This window comes from Marinobacter sp. GH_1, from assembly GCF_048595985.1.
Classification (GTDB): domain Bacteria; phylum Pseudomonadota; class Gammaproteobacteria; order Pseudomonadales; family Oleiphilaceae; genus Marinobacter; species Marinobacter shengliensis.
The window spans coordinates 1850581-1867204 of the sequence record NZ_CP184460.1; the positions used below are offsets into that span (position 1 = coordinate 1850581).

At 57.5% G+C, this 16624-nt stretch carries 18 protein-coding genes; 4 read left to right on the plus strand and 14 right to left on the minus strand.

Features of this window, described 5'->3' with window-relative positions; translation table 11 throughout:
* From ACNSOI_RS08450 to ACNSOI_RS08460, 3 genes are read right to left on the minus strand one after another with little or no spacing between them, the layout of a single operon-like run.
* Positions 1-1029 (minus strand): polysaccharide deacetylase family protein, encoded by a 1029-nt coding sequence (locus tag ACNSOI_RS08450; protein WP_286921235.1) that lies wholly within the window; start codon positions 1027-1029, stop codon positions 1-3.
* Positions 1030-1063: 34 nt separating this feature from the next.
* Entirely contained in the window at positions 1064-1729 is a 666-nt protein-coding gene (locus tag ACNSOI_RS08455; RefSeq protein ID WP_420195561.1) for a DNA-J related domain-containing protein, read from the minus strand.
* Positions 1730-1747: 18 nt separating this feature from the next.
* Positions 1748-2401, minus strand: coding sequence for a TetR/AcrR family transcriptional regulator (locus ACNSOI_RS08460; protein ID WP_420195562.1), 654 nt, complete (start codon positions 2399-2401; stop codon positions 1748-1750).
* 73 nt (positions 2402-2474) lie between these two features.
* Here ACNSOI_RS08460 and ttcA point away from each other — a divergent pair, with 73 nt between their 5' ends.
* Positions 2475-3383 carry a tRNA 2-thiocytidine(32) synthetase TtcA gene (gene ttcA, locus ACNSOI_RS08465; protein WP_420195563.1) on the plus strand — a complete coding sequence of 303 codons (909 nt, stop codon included), beginning with the start codon at positions 2475-2477 and terminating at the stop codon, positions 3381-3383.
* An 8-nt stretch (positions 3384-3391) separates the two neighbouring features.
* Here ttcA and ACNSOI_RS08470 read toward each other — a convergent pair whose 3' ends face one another.
* The 9 genes from ACNSOI_RS08470 to ccoN form a co-directional block, all read right to left on the minus strand.
* Positions 3392-4078 (minus strand): sulfite exporter TauE/SafE family protein, encoded by a 687-nt coding sequence (locus tag ACNSOI_RS08470; protein ID WP_420195564.1) that lies wholly within the window; start codon positions 4076-4078, stop codon positions 3392-3394.
* Positions 4079-4318, minus strand: coding sequence for a cbb3-type cytochrome oxidase assembly protein CcoS (gene ccoS / locus ACNSOI_RS08475; protein WP_420195565.1), 240 nt, complete (start codon positions 4316-4318; stop codon positions 4079-4081).
* A 36-nt stretch (positions 4319-4354) separates the two neighbouring features.
* Complete coding sequence (locus tag ACNSOI_RS08480) at positions 4355-6802, minus strand: heavy metal translocating P-type ATPase (protein WP_420195566.1); 2448 nt, start codon at positions 6800-6802, stop codon at positions 4355-4357.
* Entirely contained in the window at positions 6799-7314 is a 516-nt protein-coding gene (locus tag ACNSOI_RS08485) for a FixH family protein (protein ID WP_420195567.1), read from the minus strand. The genes ACNSOI_RS08480 and ACNSOI_RS08485 overlap by 4 nt, the downstream gene beginning before the upstream one ends.
* A gap of 47 nt (positions 7315-7361) precedes the next feature.
* Entirely contained in the window at positions 7362-8795 is a 1434-nt protein-coding gene (ccoG, locus tag ACNSOI_RS08490; RefSeq protein ID WP_420195568.1) for a cytochrome c oxidase accessory protein CcoG, read from the minus strand.
* Positions 8796-8923: 128 nt separating this feature from the next.
* Positions 8924-9814: a cytochrome-c oxidase, cbb3-type subunit III gene (gene ccoP, locus ACNSOI_RS08495; protein ID WP_286255155.1), complete on the minus strand. Its 891-nt coding sequence runs from the start codon at positions 9812-9814 to the stop codon at positions 8924-8926.
* A complete protein-coding gene (locus ACNSOI_RS08500) occupies positions 9811-10002 on the minus strand; it encodes a CcoQ/FixQ family Cbb3-type cytochrome c oxidase assembly chaperone (RefSeq protein WP_058089528.1) in 192 nt (63 codons plus the stop codon). The genes ccoP and ACNSOI_RS08500 overlap by 4 nt, the downstream gene beginning before the upstream one ends.
* A gap of 4 nt (positions 10003-10006) precedes the next feature.
* Positions 10007-10615 carry a cytochrome-c oxidase, cbb3-type subunit II gene (ccoO, locus tag ACNSOI_RS08505; RefSeq protein ID WP_058089529.1) on the minus strand — a complete coding sequence of 203 codons (609 nt, stop codon included), beginning with the start codon at positions 10613-10615 and terminating at the stop codon, positions 10007-10009.
* Between the two features lie 13 nt (positions 10616-10628).
* Positions 10629-12059, minus strand: coding sequence for a cytochrome-c oxidase, cbb3-type subunit I (gene ccoN / locus ACNSOI_RS08510; protein WP_286255158.1), 1431 nt, complete (start codon positions 12057-12059; stop codon positions 10629-10631).
* Positions 12060-12280: 221 nt separating this feature from the next.
* Between ccoN and ACNSOI_RS08515 the strand changes: the two genes are divergently transcribed.
* Positions 12281-12943, plus strand: coding sequence for an alpha/beta family hydrolase (locus tag ACNSOI_RS08515; protein WP_420195569.1), 663 nt, complete (start codon positions 12281-12283; stop codon positions 12941-12943).
* On the opposite strand, the gene ACNSOI_RS08520 is transcribed toward ACNSOI_RS08515, so the two are convergent.
* The gene (locus tag ACNSOI_RS08520; RefSeq protein WP_420195570.1) at positions 12910-14787 is read right to left on the minus strand and encodes a sensor domain-containing diguanylate cyclase; all 1878 of its coding nucleotides are present in this window, start codon (positions 14785-14787) and stop codon (positions 12910-12912) included. The two genes, ACNSOI_RS08515 and ACNSOI_RS08520, sit on opposite strands and share 34 nt — an antisense overlap.
* A gap of 129 nt (positions 14788-14916) precedes the next feature.
* Here ACNSOI_RS08520 and rlmM point away from each other — a divergent pair, with 129 nt between their 5' ends.
* On the plus strand, positions 14917-15993 hold the full coding sequence (gene rlmM, locus ACNSOI_RS08525; protein ID WP_420195571.1) for a 23S rRNA (cytidine(2498)-2'-O)-methyltransferase RlmM: 1077 nt from the start codon (positions 14917-14919) through the stop codon (positions 15991-15993).
* A 9-nt stretch (positions 15994-16002) separates the two neighbouring features.
* Here rlmM and ACNSOI_RS08530 read toward each other — a convergent pair whose 3' ends face one another.
* A complete protein-coding gene (locus ACNSOI_RS08530; RefSeq protein WP_420195572.1) occupies positions 16003-16296 on the minus strand; it encodes an antibiotic biosynthesis monooxygenase family protein in 294 nt (97 codons plus the stop codon).
* Positions 16297-16378: 82 nt separating this feature from the next.
* Between ACNSOI_RS08530 and tusA the strand changes: the two genes are divergently transcribed.
* Entirely contained in the window at positions 16379-16621 is a 243-nt protein-coding gene (gene tusA / locus ACNSOI_RS08535) for a sulfurtransferase TusA (protein ID WP_420195573.1), read from the plus strand.
* Positions 16622-16624 lie beyond the last annotated feature (3 nt).

Here is a 16624-nt window from a genome sequence, read left to right on the forward strand (position 1 = left end):
TCAGTCTTCGGGTTTCGACCGGTCCAGCCATTGTTGTGACAACCAGTAGAAGCTGCCCTGGCCGGCGGGGTGGGTGCAGTTGTAGCGGAAGCGCCGGCTTTGCCCGGCTTTGGGAGCCTGAACCCGGACGACGCCGTCAACCACGTCGAAGTCGATCCGGCCCTGGCCGGTGGCAAAGCAGGTGAGCCGGTTGGCATCCAGTTTGTCGCCCAGTGGGAAGGTCAGTAGGGGCGGGTTTTTATCCAGAATACCGTCTGGCAGGTCTTTGGCAGGGGCGGGGAAGCCTTTGCTCAATAGCTTGTCTTTCAGGCTACCAAGCTGGCCGTATGGGTTGGCCATGGGGAACCTGGGCAGGCGTGTCTCGTGTGACCAACGGCCAATGGCACCGGATTGCTGCCCGTAGCCGTACCAGCCTCGCTCCGCCAGTTTGGCTTCCAGGGCTTCGTCATACTCGCCGTAAGGATAGGCAAACATCGGCTCTTCAACGTTCAGTCTTTCCTTGAGAACCTTCTGGGCAACATCCAGGCTGCGGGTTACCCGTTCTGTCCACACGGCTTCGGGTTCATCGATCTTGCGTGCCAGGTGCCCATGGTCTGTGCTGTGGTTGGCAATGGTCACGCTTTCATGGCTACCCAGTTCCCTGAGTTCGTCCCACGTCATGTAGCCCCTTGAACCGATGGCATCAGTATTCACGAAAATCGTATAGGGCATATCGAAACGTTCGAGAAGGGGAGCCGCTGCGCTATAGACGGATTCATAGGCATCGTCAAACGTGATGGCAATCTGCTGGCGGCTATCCAGATCGCCGGCCAATGCCTGCCGGGTACCTTCCAGAAGCGGCACCACCTCCAGTTCCAGGTCTGCGATCATCTGCAGCTGGGCTTCAAACAGTGACCGGGAGGTACTGGTTGATGCCGGCGTACTGTCGTCCACGTGATGGTATTGCAGAACCACCAGATCCGCTTTTGCGCTGGCGCCCGCCATGGAGAGGGCGGTGATCATCATAAGGAACGTAAACCATTTGATCATGATCGTCGTCTGTCCTGAATATCGGTTAAATGGATTATGCGTAGTGTGCTTTCAAGACCGAAAAGGCCTCATTAAGTTTCTGGACTGCTTCGGTATTGCCGCCCCGGTCGGGGTGAGCCTGCATCACCAGCTTGCGAAACCGCTGTTTGATCGGGGAGAAGTGTTCAGGCAGTTCGGTAAAACCGAGTGTTCCGGCGGCCTCTGATACCGCCGGCAGGTCTGGCCGTGTGCGGCACTGCCCACGCCAGAAGTTATCCATCATCTGGTGGATGGTTGCTTCGGGCATATGATACTGGGACAGATCCAGATAGAACGCCCTGAGTTTGTCTTCTTTCCCCGGCAATCCATCACCAGCAACGGTTTGCTGTTGGGTAATGGTCAGGCGCAACGGTGAAATCAGCAGCGACTCCCCACCGGGAGCCAGTTGGTCCCGCAGTCGGTAGAGTACGTGAAAGAGCAGAAAATGCACCGGGTAGAGCTGATCCGGTTCGTGGTAATTGACGCTGCCAATCAGCGCCCAGGGTTCTGCCTGAAGCGCCTTGATCAGCTCCAGCTCACTTAATCCGCCTGGCCCCACCTGGCGTAGCTCATGCTCTACCGCCACCAGCAAGTGCTCGGTGTGTTGCTCCAGCCATCGCAGTTCTGAGCTGGCGACAGTGGTGTCCGCTTCTGGTGCCGTCACGTTTCGGGAAGTCATCATGACTTCATGGTAAGCGACTCAGCCCTGGCTTGAAAGTTTTGCCACAGCGGGCAGCCCGCCCAAGAAAAGGTCCGTGGAAAAGCTGGCCGCTCTTTGTGCCTCATCCTGGCCCTGTTCCGGTTCCTTGTGAGCTCGCTTGGCTACCAGCATACTGACGTCATAGGCGACCCCGAAGAAAGCTGCGCAGAGGTACTCCGAGTCAAGGTCTGGCAACAGGCTGCGGTCAATGGCGTCACGAACGTCTTCTTCCAGTGACAACATGGCCAGGCCAAGGATGTCGGAGCCGAACAGGTCCCGCAAAGCGCGCTGGTTCTGGTGCGCCAGTTCGTAGATCACCGGATCCCTGGCGGTTGCGGAATAGAGCGCCAGATAGGCGTAGTAGATAAAGTCGCGAGTCGAACTGGCGGCCCGACGATAGCGGCTCATGTCTTCGTTCAGATGGGTCAGGAAATCCGTCAGAAGGGCGGCAAAGATGTCTTGTTTGCTGGAGAAATAATTGTAGAAAGTGCCCGCAGCCAGGCCGGTTCTGCGAACCATGTCGCGGATGGTGGAGTTGTCGTAGCCGTTTTCGCGAAAGCACTCCCTGGCGGCGACGAGTATGGCGTTGCGGTTACGGATTCGGTTCAGTGCCCGTTTTCCGCCAACGGCGTCGTTCAATTTCAACATATCCATGTTGCTATCCTGTCCCTGTTACTTTGTGACGCGTATAATTGCCCGCTCACTTATCCTGTGAACGTGCGAGAGTATGTCCCAAGCAATGACCGCCAATCCCGAACCGACCGCTGTTTCTGAGCAGGATCGTCGCCAGAAACTGGAACTGAACAAACTGCAGAAGCGCCTGCGCCGGGAAGTCGGGCAGGCCATTGCCGATTTTTCGATGATCGAAGCCGGCGATAAAGTCATGTGCTGCCTGTCCGGTGGCAAGGATTCCTACGCCATGCTGGATATCCTGCTGAACCTGCAGAAAAGCGCGCCGGTCGACTTCGAACTGATTGCTGTGAACCTTGACCAGAAACAGCCAGGTTTCCCTGAGCATGTCCTCCCGGAATACCTGAAATCGCTGGGTATTGAGTATCACATCATCGAAAAAGACACCTACAGTATTGTTAAGGAAAAAGTTCCTGAAGGGAAGACCACTTGCGGACTGTGTTCACGCTTGCGCCGGGGAATTCTCTACAATTTTGCGGAAGAGCACGGTGTCACCAAGATTGCGTTGGGCCACCACCGGGACGATATGCTCGAAACCCTGTTCCTGAACATGTTCTACGGGGGCAAGCTCAAGTCCATGCCGCCGGTCTTGCACAGTGATGACGGCCGCAATACCGTGATTCGTCCGCTGGCGTATGCCCGCGAGAAGGACATTGCCCGGTACGCCTCCCTGCGTGAATACCCCATTATTCCGTGTAACCTGTGCGGCTCACAGGAGAACCTTCAGCGCCAGGTGATCAAGGAAATGTTCCAGACGTGGGACAAGCAGCATCCGGGCCGCCTGGAAACCATGTTCAGGGCTTTGTGCAACGTAGAACCTTCACACCTGGCTGATCCGAATCTATACGATTTCAAGGAAGGCAAACGTTTGGGGGGCAAGCGCCAGGCGGTTCAGACTGCGAGCCCTGAGCCGGACTACGGCCGCCTGGATGTGCTGAATCTCTGAGCCTCAGCTCAGTGCATCAGTGCCTGGAACGGAAGCGTCCATAAACCGAACAGGATAAGCAGCGCTCCACTGATTTTGCGGAAACCCCGGTTGCCCTGAAGGTTGCGAATCCAGTTGGCGGCGTAACCGGTGGCCAGCATCGACGGAAGGGTGCCAAGACCGAAGAACAGCATGGTCAGGGCGGCAGAGCCAATCGTGGGTTGCAGGGCCGCCCAGCCCAGAGTGCTGTAAACCAGACCGCAGGGTAACCAGCCCCAAAGCGCGCCCAGGGCCAGGGCTTGGCCGGGATTGTTGACGGGAACAAAGCGGCGGGTAAGCGGGGCCAGTCGTTTCCACACCGGGGCCCCCACCTTCTCAACAAATCTGATTCCCTGCCACCATTGGCCCATCGACAGCCCCATACAGATCAGCAGCAGCCCGGCCAGGGTCATTAATAACAGTGCTGCCCAGCGCCACTGGCCCGCCGCGCTGGTACTGAAAATGGCGATCAGAGCGGCAATCAGTGCGTAGCTGCCCACCCGGCCAAGATTGAAGGCCAGCAACATCACCGTCTGGCGAAGCCGAAAGCCCTTGCCTACCGGCAGGGTCATGGACAGCGAGGCACTGATCCCACCGCACATCCCTAGACAATGGGTGCTGCCCAGCAGCCCGATCAGAAAAGCACTGGAGTAACTGAGGTAGAGTTCAGGCTGCATTCAGGCTTTGTCTTCCGGGTCGCTCTGCTTCGAAGAAGGCTCGGGATTGGTTTCGTCTGAACGGGCTTTATCCTGACGAGCTTCGTCGGGAATCATGTCTTTGTCGTCGTCGTAGAGAATCCGGTGCGCAGGGCCTTCCAGATCATCGTATTGGCCGTTCTTCACCGCCCAGGAAAACAGCACTACCCCCAGCGCCACCAGAATCAGCATCAGGGGGACCAGGAACATGACTATCTGCACAATGCGCTCCTAAACGATAAATAGATGATTACGGTATCAAGCCGCAGCATGAGAGCCAACCGTATCAGGTTCCTGGCCAGACCTCTTTGAGGATGAGCCGAGCCGCAAGGCATTGAGTACGACCAAAAGAGAGCTGGCCGACATACCGATTGCCGCCATCCACGGAGTGACCAGGCCTGCTGCTGCCAGGGGCAGGGCGGCGACGTTGTAGGCAAACGCCCAGAGCATATTCTGCCGAATGATCCGGCGGGTCTGCTGGCTTGCTTTGATCGCCTCCAGTAGTTGCATCAGTTGACCGTTCATCAGCACCGCATCGGCTTTTAGCTGGGTCAGGTCGGCGGCGGTGCCCATGGCCACCGAGATACCCGCGCCGGCCATGGAGGGCAGGTCGTTCAGGCCATCGCCCACCATCATTACCTTGTGGCCTTCAGCGCGAAGTTGATCGAGCACCTCCAGCTTCTGTTCCGGTGAGGCTTCGCCAATCGCCGTTTTGATACCCAGTGCCCCGGCAACCTGCTGAACATGAGCCGATCGATCACCGCTGAGCAGCAGTGTCCGTATACCGGCCTTATGAAGAGCCTTGATTGCCAGCGCGGCATCTTCGCGGATCTGATCGTCCAGTTGGAAGCTCGCAAGCCACTGGTCTGGGGTGGCAAGCCATATTTCCATGCCTGAAGCGGTTTCCGTATGGGGCGGCGGAGCGGAAGTATTCTGCTCAACGAATGCCTTATGGCCGATGAACACCGGCTGGCCATTAAAGGTTCCAGACAAGCCCCCGCCCAAATGGTTGTTCACATTCTCCACGGCCACCGATGCACATTCGTGGAAAACTCTGGCGATCGGATGTTCGGAGTATTTTTCCAGACCTGCGGCCAGTTTCAGGCAACTGGCCGCGTCCATATCGCTAAAGGCCTGGCTGCCGGTCAGGGTGAGTTCGCCGCGGGTCAGGGTGCCGGTTTTATCAAACACCACGGTGTCGATGCTGTTCAGGGATTCCAGCGTGTGACCCTTGGTTGGCAGAAAGCCGAGTTTGCGTAAACGCATGGTGGCTGAGGTGAGTGCTGTTGGTGTTGCGAGAGAGAGGGCGCAGGGGCAGGTAACCACCAGCACGGACAAGGCGATGTCGAAGGCGTTACCGGCGCCGGCCAGAACCCAGCCAGCCCAGACCAGAGGCGTCAGTATCAGCACCTGGCGAATAAACTTCCCGGCGATGCGATCTGCCAGGCGAGCCGCGGGAGGTTTCTCAGACTGCACCCGGTCCAGTATCCGGAGAATACCGGAAAGCCGGGTTTCCGCACCGGCTTTAACCACCCGGATATCCAGCGGATTCTCGCCGTTGATGCTGCCGGCATGTACGGTGTCGCCGGGGCCTCGCGATTCGGGCAGGTATTCGCCGGTCAAGGCTGCTTCGTTGAGGGTGGATTCACCGGAAACGATCTCTCCGTCTACCGGCAGTGTCTCGCCCGGGCGTACACGGATAATATCGCCAGCTTTGACTTCGTGGGCCGGCACCAGCTCTGTTTCGCCATCGCGTACCATGGCGGCGACGGTTGGCTGGAATCCGCCCAGGGCGCCGCCTGTCAGGCCTGCGCGGTAACGGGCCTGCACTTCCACATAGCGCCCTAGCAGCAGGAAGAAGGTGAACATGCACACGGATTCGAAATACACCTCTTCGCCACCGAACACGGTCACCCAGGCACTGGCGACATAGGCCAGGCCGATAGCAATGGCCACAGGTACATCCATGGTCAGATGCCTGGTGGAAAAGTCACGCCAGGCATTCTCGAAAAACGGCCGCGCACTGTACAGCAACACCGGCGTTGCCACGATCAGACTGAACCATCGAAAGAAACTGACGTATTCTGCAGATAACTCACTGATCAGCTCAAAATAGAGCGGGAACGCCAGCATCATGGTCTGGAACGAACCGGCGCCGGCAACCAGCAACCGGATCAGCATGGTGCGGTGTTCGGCTTTCAGGGTCTGTTCTGCTTCGTCGGCCTGGTAGGGGCGCGCGCTGTAGCCAAGCTGATGGATGGCAATCAGCAGATCGCTCAGGCGGGTCTGATCCTGGGCCCACACCAGGCGCGCCCTCTGGGTGCTGTGATTGATCGAGAATGCCTGGACACCGGGTTGTTGTTTGAGGTGGTTTTCGAGCAACCAGATACAGGCCGCGCAGGTGATGCCGCTGATCAACAGGTTCGCTTCCTGCCCGCCTTTTACCGGGACCACGAAGGATTTCTGAACCAGCGGGTGGTCCAGTTCTTTCAGACGATCGGTTTCTGAACGGGTCAGCTCTCGCGGGGTAACGGCGGGTTCTGTGCGAAACTGATAAAAGCCCGTGAGCCCCTCGTTATGAATGGTTTCGCACACAGCCTTACAACCCTGGCAACAGAAGGGCCGGGTTTCGCCGTCAAGTTCCAGCGTTATCGCCGGGTGCCCGTCCGCTGGCTCACCGCAATGGAAGCATTTCAGGGCGCTCACCCCTGGGTAGAGCTGGACGCTTTCAGGGCGATTTTGTTAGACGCCGGCAGCCAGAATTCACCTTTCACTCGCCAGTCGTTGTCCGGGCCTTGTAAGTCGTAATACCAGCGTCCATCCATGCTCTCGACCAGGTTGCCGGCGTACTCGCCAGCGCCCAGCTTACGAAACTGGATAGTGCGGTCCAGCTCGGACATGGTTGGATGGTAAAGGTTGAGAATAAGATAAGGGTAATCGGCGGCACCTTCGTTGGTTTCCAGCGTGAGATGTGCCGAGCGTGCTTCAACTGTGAGACCGCCCTTGAGGCCCAGGTCCAGGGCTTTCTGGTCCCTGGCAATGGCCATATTGATACCACGCCCTTCGCGGGAGTAATCGTCGGTCACCATGGAAGGGGAGAGTATGGTGCCCACTGTCAGGATGGTTGTGCCGGAAAAAATCGCAGCGATCGGGAATATCGTCAAAAACCAGAACCAGGGTTGGCGATACCAGGGAGCTACGGGTGTGTTGTCAGTCATTACGCAATCAACTCTTGTCAGTGTATCGGGTCTCGGGTCAGGATATTCTATCGTGGCCTTGGACCAACAAAACGGCTTTCAGTTTCAAGAATCAGTGATGGATCTGTTTCAGATTCCGCATAGAAACGGATGGTGTTATTGGTATCCGGGATGGATTCCGGTGGAACATCCACGACGGTCGGCAGCGTACGGATTTCAGAGCTGGCGACAATAACGCTGGTGGTCGTCAGAATCCGGATGCCATCGAGCCCCTCGACCGACAGGTTGAAGGTCTGCGGAACTTCCGACATGTTCTGGATTTTTATTGTGTAGGAGTTCTCAACGTGGCCCTCGCCATTGAAACTGAACAGGGCGCCTCGGTCACGCAGTACGTCCATTTTGGCCGGTACCCGCGTTACCAGGGTGAAAATAATCGCTCCGATCATCAGGGTCAGAACCGCACCGTAGCCAAAGGTCCTTGGCCGCAGAAGCTTGGAGGTCTTGCCTTCCAGCTCGTTCTCGGTGGTGTATCGGATCAGGCCCTTGGGATAGTCCATTTTCTCCATGACTTCGTCGCAGGCGTCGATACACAGGGCGCAGCCGATGCATTCATACTGAAGACCGTCCCGGATATCAATGCCGGTCGGGCAGACCTGAACGCATTGACCGCAGTCAATGCAGTCGCCAAGCCCGACTTCGGCCGGGTTGACGGCTTTCTTGCGACCACCGCGGGGCTCACCCCGGTTTGGGTCATAGGAGACAATCCGGGTGTTCGGGTCGAACATGACAGACTGGAAACGGGCATACGGGCACATGTACAGGCAAACCTGCTCGCGCATCCAGCCTGCGTTAAGGTAGGTAGCCACAGTGAAAAACGCCACCCAGAAATAGGCCCAGCCGTTGGCCTGAAGGGTGAACAGGTCAACGATTAACTCCCGGATCGGATAGAAGTAACCGACAAATGTCAGGCCCGTTGCCAGGGCAACGAACAGCCACAAGCTGTGCTTGATGGTTTTCTTGGTGACCTTTTCCGTCGAATTGGGTGCTTTGTCGAGCTTCATTCGCTTGTTGCGGCTGCCCTCAACTTTCTCCTCAATCCACATGAAGATGAAGGTCCAGACCGTCTGGGGGCAGGTATAGCCGCACCAGACCCGGCCAAACAGGGTGGTAATGAAGAACAGGCCAAAGGCACAGATAATCAGCATGCCCGAGAGCAGAAAAAAGTCTTTGGGGAAGAAGGTCACGCCATACAGGTGAAATTCCCGTGCCGGCAGATCAAAGTGAATCAGCGGCTGGCCATCGAGTGTTAGCCACACAAATAGAAAGTACATACCCATGAGCAGTGTCAGGCTGACGTTGCGAATTTTCTGGAACGTGCCTTTGACTTCTTTGACGTAAATCTTCTTGCGGCTGGCGTAGAGATCGACGGTTTCCGGCTGGTTTTTTTTATTGGAGGGCTCGGAGGAAGGGTCTACCTGGGTGACCGGAATTTCATTGCTCATGGGTACCTCCCGAAAGATGTAGTGCTGGGAGCGGGCCTCGGAGGGTCAGCTGATCTTCTCAAGCCTGCACCCGCTGGGCAGGTGCAGGGTTGAGAAGACCGGGCCGGGATAGCCCCGGCCGGTCTGGCTCAGTTCGACAGGCTGTAAACGTAGGCTGCCAGGATCTGGATCTGATCGTCTGTCAGACGGCCTTCCTGAGCTGGCATCTCGTTCTGGCGACCGTGTTCGACGGTCTCCCGGATCCACTCGTAGGTAGAGCCGTACAGCCAGATGTTGTCGGTCAGGTTGGGCGCACCCATGGCAGTCATGCCGGTTCCATCGGCACCGTGACAAGCCGCGCAGGCCTGCTGGTAAACCGCTTCACCCGCTTTTGCAGCCTCGGCATCCCGCTCACGACCACTGTAGCTGAGTACAAAATTAACCACCTGATCAACCTGCTGGCTGGTCATGTTGGGCATGACACCCTTGGCCGGCATGTTGCCCTGACGACCTTTGGCGATGCTGTGCCAGATTTGCTCGGGTTCACCGCCCCACAGCCAGTCGTCGTCGGTCAGGTTGGGGAAGCCTACCTGGCCTCTAGCCGCTGTACCGTGGCACACCGAGCAGTTGTTGGCATATAAACGCTGGCCGATCTTCATGGCGTCTTCGTTCTGTGCCAGCTCCGGGATCGGGGTATCGCCAAACTGGGCATAGATTTCACCATACCTGGCATCGGCTTTTGCAACTTCCGCTTCCCACTGGTTAGTGGAAGTCCAGCCCAGCAGGCCTTTATAGTTACCCAGGCCCGGGTAGAGTGCCAGATAGCCCAATGCGAACACGCAAGTAGCAACGAACAGGTAGAACCACCACTTTGGCAGCGGGTTGTCATACTCTTCGATGCCATCAAAGGAATGGCCCATTGTGCGATCGGTTTCGGTATCGGTCGTCTGACTCTTGCGGGTGGCCCAGAGCAGCCACCAGCAGCCAAAGACGGTACCGAGCACGATCACGCTGATCCAGATGCTCCAGAAGGTACTCATTGTTTCTTCTCCGTTTTTTCCTGTTCGAGCGTACGCTTGGCTACTTCATCGTCGTCATCGGAGAAGGGCAGCTTTGAGGCTTCCTCATTCGCCTTCTTTCGGTGGGCGCTGAACGCCCACCAAATGATGCCGAGAAAAATCGCCATGATGACCAGCGAGTGTATGCCGCGTAACTCATTAATATCCATGGGATCACCGTTTGTCTGAAATCACAGTACCCAGCTGTTGCAGGTATGCGACCAGTGCTTCGATTTCAAACTTGCCTTCGATGTCTGAGGCAGCACTTGCTACCTGCTCGTCGGTATAAGGCACGCCGAGGGTCTGCAGTGTTCTCATTCGGGCTTCGATGGTGGTGTGCTTCACACGGTTATCAAACAGCCAGGGGAATGCCGGCATGTTGGACTCAGGCACCACGCTGCGCGGATCGTACAGGTGCTGGCGCTGCCAGGCATCGGAGTAACGACCACCCACGCGGGCCAGGTCAGGACCGGTGCGCTTGGATCCCCACAGGAACGGGCGGTCATAAACGAACTCGCCCGCCACGGAGTAGTGGCCATAACGCTCGGTTTCCGCCCGGAACGGGCGAATCTGCTGGGTATGGCACACGTGGCAGCCCTCGCGGATGTAGATGTCCCGGCCTTCCAGTTCCAGTGCGGACAGCGGTTCCAGGCCATCAACGGGCTGGTTCACGTCCTTCTGGAAGAACAGGGGCACTACTTCGGCCAGAAAGCCGCCGCTGATGACCACCACAATCAGGACGATCATCAGGCCAAGGTTCTTTTCTACTATTTCGTGTCTCATCTGGTCTCTCCCCTTACGCCGCTTGAACGGCAGCGTTGTCCTGTGCTGCGGCTTCTTTCTGGCGTACGGTCATGTACACGTTGTAAGCCATGATCAGCATGCCGGCCAGGAAGATGGCGCCACCAATAAACCGGACGAAATAGCCGGGGTAGGACGCTTCCAGAGATTCAACGAAGCTGTAGGTCAGAGTGCCGTCTTCGTTAACGGCGCGCCACATCAGGCCCTGCATGATGCCGTTAACCCACATGGCAACGATGTACAGGACGGTACCAACAGTAGCCAGCCAGAAGTGAACGTTGATCAGCGCACTGCTGTACATGGCTTGCAGGCCCCACAGTTTCGGGACCAGGTGATAGACGGCGCCGATACTGATCATGGCTACCCAGCCGAGGGCACCGGAGTGCACGTGGCCGATGGTCCAGTCAGTGTTGTGGGACAGTGCGTTAACGGTCTTGATGGACATCATCGGGCCTTCGAAGGTCGACATGCCGTAGAAGGACAGGGAGACCACCAGGAACCGCAGGATCGGATCGGTACGCAGTTTGTGCCAGGCGCCAGACAGGGTCATCATGCCGTTAATCATGCCGCCCCAGGACGGAGCCAGCAGGATCAGGGACATCACCATGCCCGCAGTCTGTGCCCAGTCAGGCAGGGCAGAGTAGTGCAGGTGGTGGCCGCCGGCCCACACATAGGTGGTGATCAGCGCCCAGAAGTGCACGATCGACAAGCGGTAGGAATAAACCGGACGGTTCGCCTGCTTGGGTACGAAATAGTACATCATGCCCAGGAAGCCGGCGGTCAGGAAGAAGCCAACGGCGTTGTGGCCGTACCACCATTGCATCATGGCGTCAGTGACACCCGCGTACGCCGAGTAGGATTTCCAGGCGGTAGCTGGCAGGGCCATGTTGTTACCGATGTGCAGAACTGCCACGGTAATGATGAATGCGCCGTAGAACCAGTTGGCCACATAGATGTGCGGTGTGCTGCGCTTCATCACGGTGCCGAAGAACACCAGAGCGTAGGTTACCCACACGATGGCAATGGCGATATCAATCGGCCATTCCAGCTCTGCGTATTCCTTGGAAGACGTGATGCCCAGTGGCAAGGTAATGGCGGCCGATACAATGATCGCCTGCCAGCCCCAGAATGTGAACGCTGCCATACCATCGGAGAACAGGCGGGCCTGACAGGTCCGCTGTACTACGTAGTAAGAGGTAGCAAACAGGGCACTTCCACCAAAGCCGAAGATGACGGCGTTGGTGTGCAGCGGCCGCAGGCGACCGAAGTGAGTCCAGGGCAGATCGAGGTTGAGGGATGGCCAAACCAGCTGTGCTGCAATCAGCACACCCAGAGCCATGCCTACAATACCCCATACCACTGTCATGATGGCGAATTGTCTCACCACCTTGTAGTTGTATGTCAGGTTTGCATTTACTGTGCTCATAGCCTTACCAATGGGTTTAGGATGGGGAAATATGCGGGCGCAAGTATGGAGAAACCATTAGGCCTTTGCAATGATTCAGGTCAACTCCTGACATTCGTCAAATCCGCTGGAATCAGCAGTTTGGCCAGTAGTTTGCAAGGCTCAAACCGCGTTACAAAAGCACCTTGAAGGTTTCCACTCGGTCGCTAATGATACCGCCTGACAGCGAGGAGGTGAATGTTGTGAACCGGATTAAGACCAAAGACTATGGCAACGGTGCCAAAAGTATCATGTTGCTGGCCCATGGGGCCGGAGCTCCCATGGACTCTTCCTTTATGGAGATGCTGTCGGCGGCTCTGGAGCGGCAGGCGATTGCAACGGTAAGGTTTGAGTTTCCGTACATGGTTCGGCGGCGGGAGGATGGCCGAAAGCGGCCACCGGACAGGATGCCTGTGTTGCTGGATTCGTTTCGGGCAGAGGTGGCAGGGGTGCGGGAGGAAGTCGGGCCCGGTTGTCCGGTGCTGGTCGGGGGCAAGTCGATGGGTGGGCGCGTTGCCTCTATGCTGGCCAGTGAAGAGGCTCTGGATATCTCGGGGGTTGTCTGTTTTGGCTACCCGTTTCATCCCCCCGGCAAGCTCGACCGGTGGCGCATTGATCATTTCTCGTTCATCTCTTGCCCCCTGATGATTGTTCAGGGCACTCGGGACCCTTTCGGAAAACCTGATGAGATTGCGGCCCAGGGAGAGCTACAGGGTCTTTCCCGGCTGTGTTGGCTGGATGGCGGAAATCACGATTTCCAGACGCCGGCAAAGCATCCGGACACTCAGGCGATGCTCATTGAGCGGGCTGCCGTTGAGACTGGCCGGTTCGTTCAGGAATTGCTGGCGGGCTCGGGGGCAGGTTGAGCCAGGGTTATCGCATCCCTGCCGGCAGCCTTGGACTGGTAGAGGGCGTTATCGGCCCGCCGGAAAAGGCTGTCTGGCTGCTCATCGACTCCCAGGGCTGCGATGCCGGCGCTGACGGTCAGGCTGATCATTTCGCCATCGGGAGCGGCGATGCGGGCGTCCCGAACCGCATCAAGAATGTCCTGGCATAGCTTTGAGGCGCCAGCAGAGTCTGTGCCTGGGAGCAGAAGGGCGAATTCCTCACCGCCGAACCGGACCGCGACATCTCGGGGGCGCTTGACCTGTTCCTTCAGGCTGGTGGCGATGTGTCTGAGGCATTTATCCCCGAAATCATGACCCCAGGTGTCGTTGATTCGCTTGAAATGGTCGGCATCGACCAGTGCCAGTGACAGCGGCTGGCCGGTCCGGCGCGCCTCGCGGCAGAGTTCCGGTAGCAGATTATCCATGTGCCGGCGATTGTAAAGCCCGGTCAGGGCATCGTTCAGGCTGAGGGATGCCAGTTTCCGGTTGGCCTGCTCCAGTTCTCGCATGGTGTTACGCAACTGGGCGGTGCGCTCGTGAACCTTGAACTCCAGTTCTGTGCGCGCCTGATGCTCGATGTCCAGCAACTTCTGGTTCAGCAGGCGCCAGCGCTGCACCATGGCGTAGTTCAACAGGACAACCTGGCCCCCAACGGCGGCTTGCATCATGACTTCACGGGCAAGGTAATCGCCCAGGTAACCAAAAGCGGCCATGGCATAGGCCAGGGCGCCAACCACCATGATCAACCAGGCGGCGATATACCAGAATGCGGGCAAGTAGCCCTGGCGCCAGCGGATGGTTGCGATAATTGACAGTGCGGCAATCACCATCAGTGCATGGGCTGTATTGAGCAGAATGGATTTCGAATAGGGCAGCAGGAAGGTCAGGGCCAGAAAGCCCACCGCAGACCAGACAAGCCCCCGGAGCACAGATTCCGACAGCGTGCCGGCTCCGACATCGAGGAATGACCAGCCAAACAGTGTCATGGCAGCTGAGCAGATGATCAGGGTAAGCGGGATCGAGAGGTTTGCCAGCTGGGCACTCTCCGGCCAGAAATACTGATTGGCGAAACCGCCCATGGCAAACAGAAACATGGCCATGGAGCTAATATAGAACGCGTTGTAGAAGTAATACCGGGTGCCGGAGCTGAAGAACAGCAACAGGTTGAACGCCGCGAGGATCAGCAGTGCGCCATAGAACAGGCCATGAATCAACGTCAGGTGGTTACTTTCCGCAATGACTTCTTCCGGTGTCATCAGGGCAAGGGGCACATTCAGCGCCCCACTGCTGTGAACCCGTATAGTGATGGTCCGATGTTCGGACGGATCCAGTGTGACCGGCAACAGGTAATAACGGTAATCTATGCCCCGGGTGGCAAACGGCAGTGAGTCACCTGTGGCCAGCGGTGGCGCGGCTTCGGTGGTGGCATCCGGGCTACCCGGCAGGTGGCGTTGCTGCCAGAAGGTGATTTCATCCAGTAGCGGGTAGTTGAGCTTCAGATACCAGAGTGTCCGATGGGCGCCCGGGTTGCCGACGTTCAATTGAATCCAGTACACAGAGTCGGTGTGGCTGAAAACAAGATCATGACCATTGGCCGGGCTCCACGGCATATCGGCTGGCAACTCCGATGGATTTTTTGCGTCGTGGGCGGGTTCCCCGGGGCGTGCTGCATGAAAGCACAGATGCCGATTAATGGCGCTCCGGGCCTCGGGGTTGGTGGCCTGAAGTGTCGGGCACGGTTCCGCCGCCATGCTGTAACCGGGCATAATGCCGGCAAAGGCCAGCAGGCCAAGCATCAGCAGGGCGCAGAATCGAGGCGTCATCAACGGGATCCCGTGTCGAATGAAGGCGGAAGTGTAGCCATAGTGAACAATCCCTGCTGTTAAACAGGTTCAAGTTTCTTATTTGTCAGGGTGTCAGATTCCTGACAATTGTGATTAAAAAGGTGATAGATGCAACAGGTTATGCTGGTGTGCCGCCCCGGATTCGAAGCCGAAGCGGGCCAGGAACTAACGGACCAAGCCGCCCTGAGGGGCGTGTTTGGCTATTTTCAGCCGGTCCGCAACAGCGGGTTGGTTCGCTTCACCATTGGCAGTGAAGATAGCCCGGAGCAATTGATGGGCCGTCTGCCGTTATACGAACTGGTGTTTACACGGGACTGGTTCGTTATCCTGGGCGATTGCGTGTTGCCAGCGCAGGATCGGGTTGGGGCTGTGGTCGGGTTTCTGCGAGACCAGGGCTGGACAGGTGCCGCCTGTGCCCGGTTAGAGGTGCGTTTGCCGGAGAATAATGATGACCGGGACCTCGGCAACTTTTCCCGGAAGTGGGTGGCGCCGTTATCCAAGGGCTTGCGGGGCGCAGGGTTGCTGCAGCAATCCGCGGGCGCACAAGCCAGGGAACGCCTGGAAATACTGCTAGCAGACTTTGGCACCGCCGTGGTTGGTTACAGCCTTGTTGGTAACCGGTCGCCGTTCCCCGGGGGCGTGCCGAGGCTGAGGTTGCCGGCATCGGCACCGAGCCGTTCGGCGCTGAAATTGGAGGAAGCCTGGAAGGTGTTTTTGCCCGAGGATCGCTGGCTCGACTACCTTGGTGGCGGTAAGAAAGCTGTGGACCTGGGGGCTGCCCCTGGCGGCTGGACCTGGCAGTTGGTAAATCAAGGCATGATGGTGACGGCCGTTGATAACGGCCCGATGAATCCGGAGCTGATGGCCAGCGGCCATGTTGAGCACATTGAAGCCGATGGCTATGCCTGGCGCCCGAAGCGCGCGGTTGACTGGATGGTGTGTGACATTGTCGACAAACCGCGCCGCACCGCCCGGATGGCGGTGGACTGGCTGGCAGACAGGCTGTGCCGCTATACGGTATTCAACCTGAAGCTACCGATGAAGAAGCGTTACGACGAGTGGTTGGTGTGCCAGGACATACTGGTGCGCGGCCTTGAGGAGGCGGGCCTGAATTGCCACATACGGGCCCGCCACCTGTATCACGATCGAGAGGAAATTACCTGTTTTATCGAGCGCCTGGACTGAACTGGGCGCTCAGGGCATGGGGCTTTGTTCAAGAACGGTGATGACTTCGTCACGGTCCATCATGGGCACCAGTTCTGCCATCAGCTCACGCCGTTCCAGGGAGTGGTACCAACGATCCCAGTCTGCTTCGGAGCGCCAGTTGGCAAGGGTGATACGGTGGTTCGGGTCATGGCTGTCGACCAGCGTTTCACCTGAAATAAAACCGGGTGTGCTCACGGCCTGTTGCAGTACCATACGGGAACGCTCCTCATAGGCGGCTTCCAGAGATTCTGCGATGTGTCGTTCAATCAAAACCCGAATCATGCAATTGGTCCTTTATTTTCGTTGCTGTAAACAATAATTTAGCACCGGATTCTGAAAATCACGAGAACTGGAGGTGGCTGTTGTGACAACCCTGGAGTTTAAAGCCGAGCTGGACGCTCGAGGGCTGTTCTGCCCGGAACCGGTAATGATGCTGCATACCCGGATTAACGACGTGGAGGTGGGGGAAGTCTTACGCGTTGTCGCGACAGATCCATCCACCACACGTGATATTCCCCGTTTTTGTCAGTTCCTGGGACACGAGCTGCTGAGTCAACAGGAATTGGACGAGGAATTCCATTTCCTGATTCGCCGTTGTGAGAGCTGAGCA

Coding starts and splice junctions, on each gene's coding strand:
- ACNSOI_RS08450 (WP_286921235.1), bottom strand. CDS start 1,029: ATGATCAAATGGTTTACGTTCCTTATGATGATCACCGCCCTCTCCATG.
- ACNSOI_RS08455 (WP_420195561.1), bottom strand. CDS start 1,729: ATGATGACTTCCCGAAACGTGACGGCACCAGAAGCGGACACCACTGTC.
- ACNSOI_RS08460 (WP_420195562.1), bottom strand. CDS start 2,401: ATGGATATGTTGAAATTGAACGACGCCGTTGGCGGAAAACGGGCACTG.
- ttcA (WP_420195563.1), top strand. CDS start 2,475: ATGTCCCAAGCAATGACCGCCAATCCCGAACCGACCGCTGTTTCTGAG.
- ACNSOI_RS08470 (WP_420195564.1), bottom strand. CDS start 4,078: ATGCAGCCTGAACTCTACCTCAGTTACTCCAGTGCTTTTCTGATCGGG.
- ACNSOI_RS08485 (WP_420195567.1), bottom strand. CDS start 7,314: ATGACTGACAACACACCCGTAGCTCCCTGGTATCGCCAACCCTGGTTC.
- ccoG (WP_420195568.1), bottom strand. CDS start 8,795: ATGAGCAATGAAATTCCGGTCACCCAGGTAGACCCTTCCTCCGAGCCC.
- ccoP (WP_286255155.1), bottom strand. CDS start 9,814: ATGAGTACCTTCTGGAGCATCTGGATCAGCGTGATCGTGCTCGGTACC.
- ACNSOI_RS08500 (WP_058089528.1), bottom strand. CDS start 10,002: ATGGATATTAATGAGTTACGCGGCATACACTCGCTGGTCATCATGGCG.
- ccoO (WP_058089529.1), bottom strand. CDS start 10,615: ATGAGACACGAAATAGTAGAAAAGAACCTTGGCCTGATGATCGTCCTG.
- ccoN (WP_286255158.1), bottom strand. CDS start 12,059: ATGAGCACAGTAAATGCAAACCTGACATACAACTACAAGGTGGTGAGA.
- ACNSOI_RS08520 (WP_420195570.1), bottom strand. CDS start 14,787: ATGACGCCTCGATTCTGCGCCCTGCTGATGCTTGGCCTGCTGGCCTTT.
- rlmM (WP_420195571.1), top strand. CDS start 14,917: ATGCAACAGGTTATGCTGGTGTGCCGCCCCGGATTCGAAGCCGAAGCG.
- ACNSOI_RS08530 (WP_420195572.1), bottom strand. CDS start 16,296: ATGATTCGGGTTTTGATTGAACGACACATCGCAGAATCTCTGGAAGCC.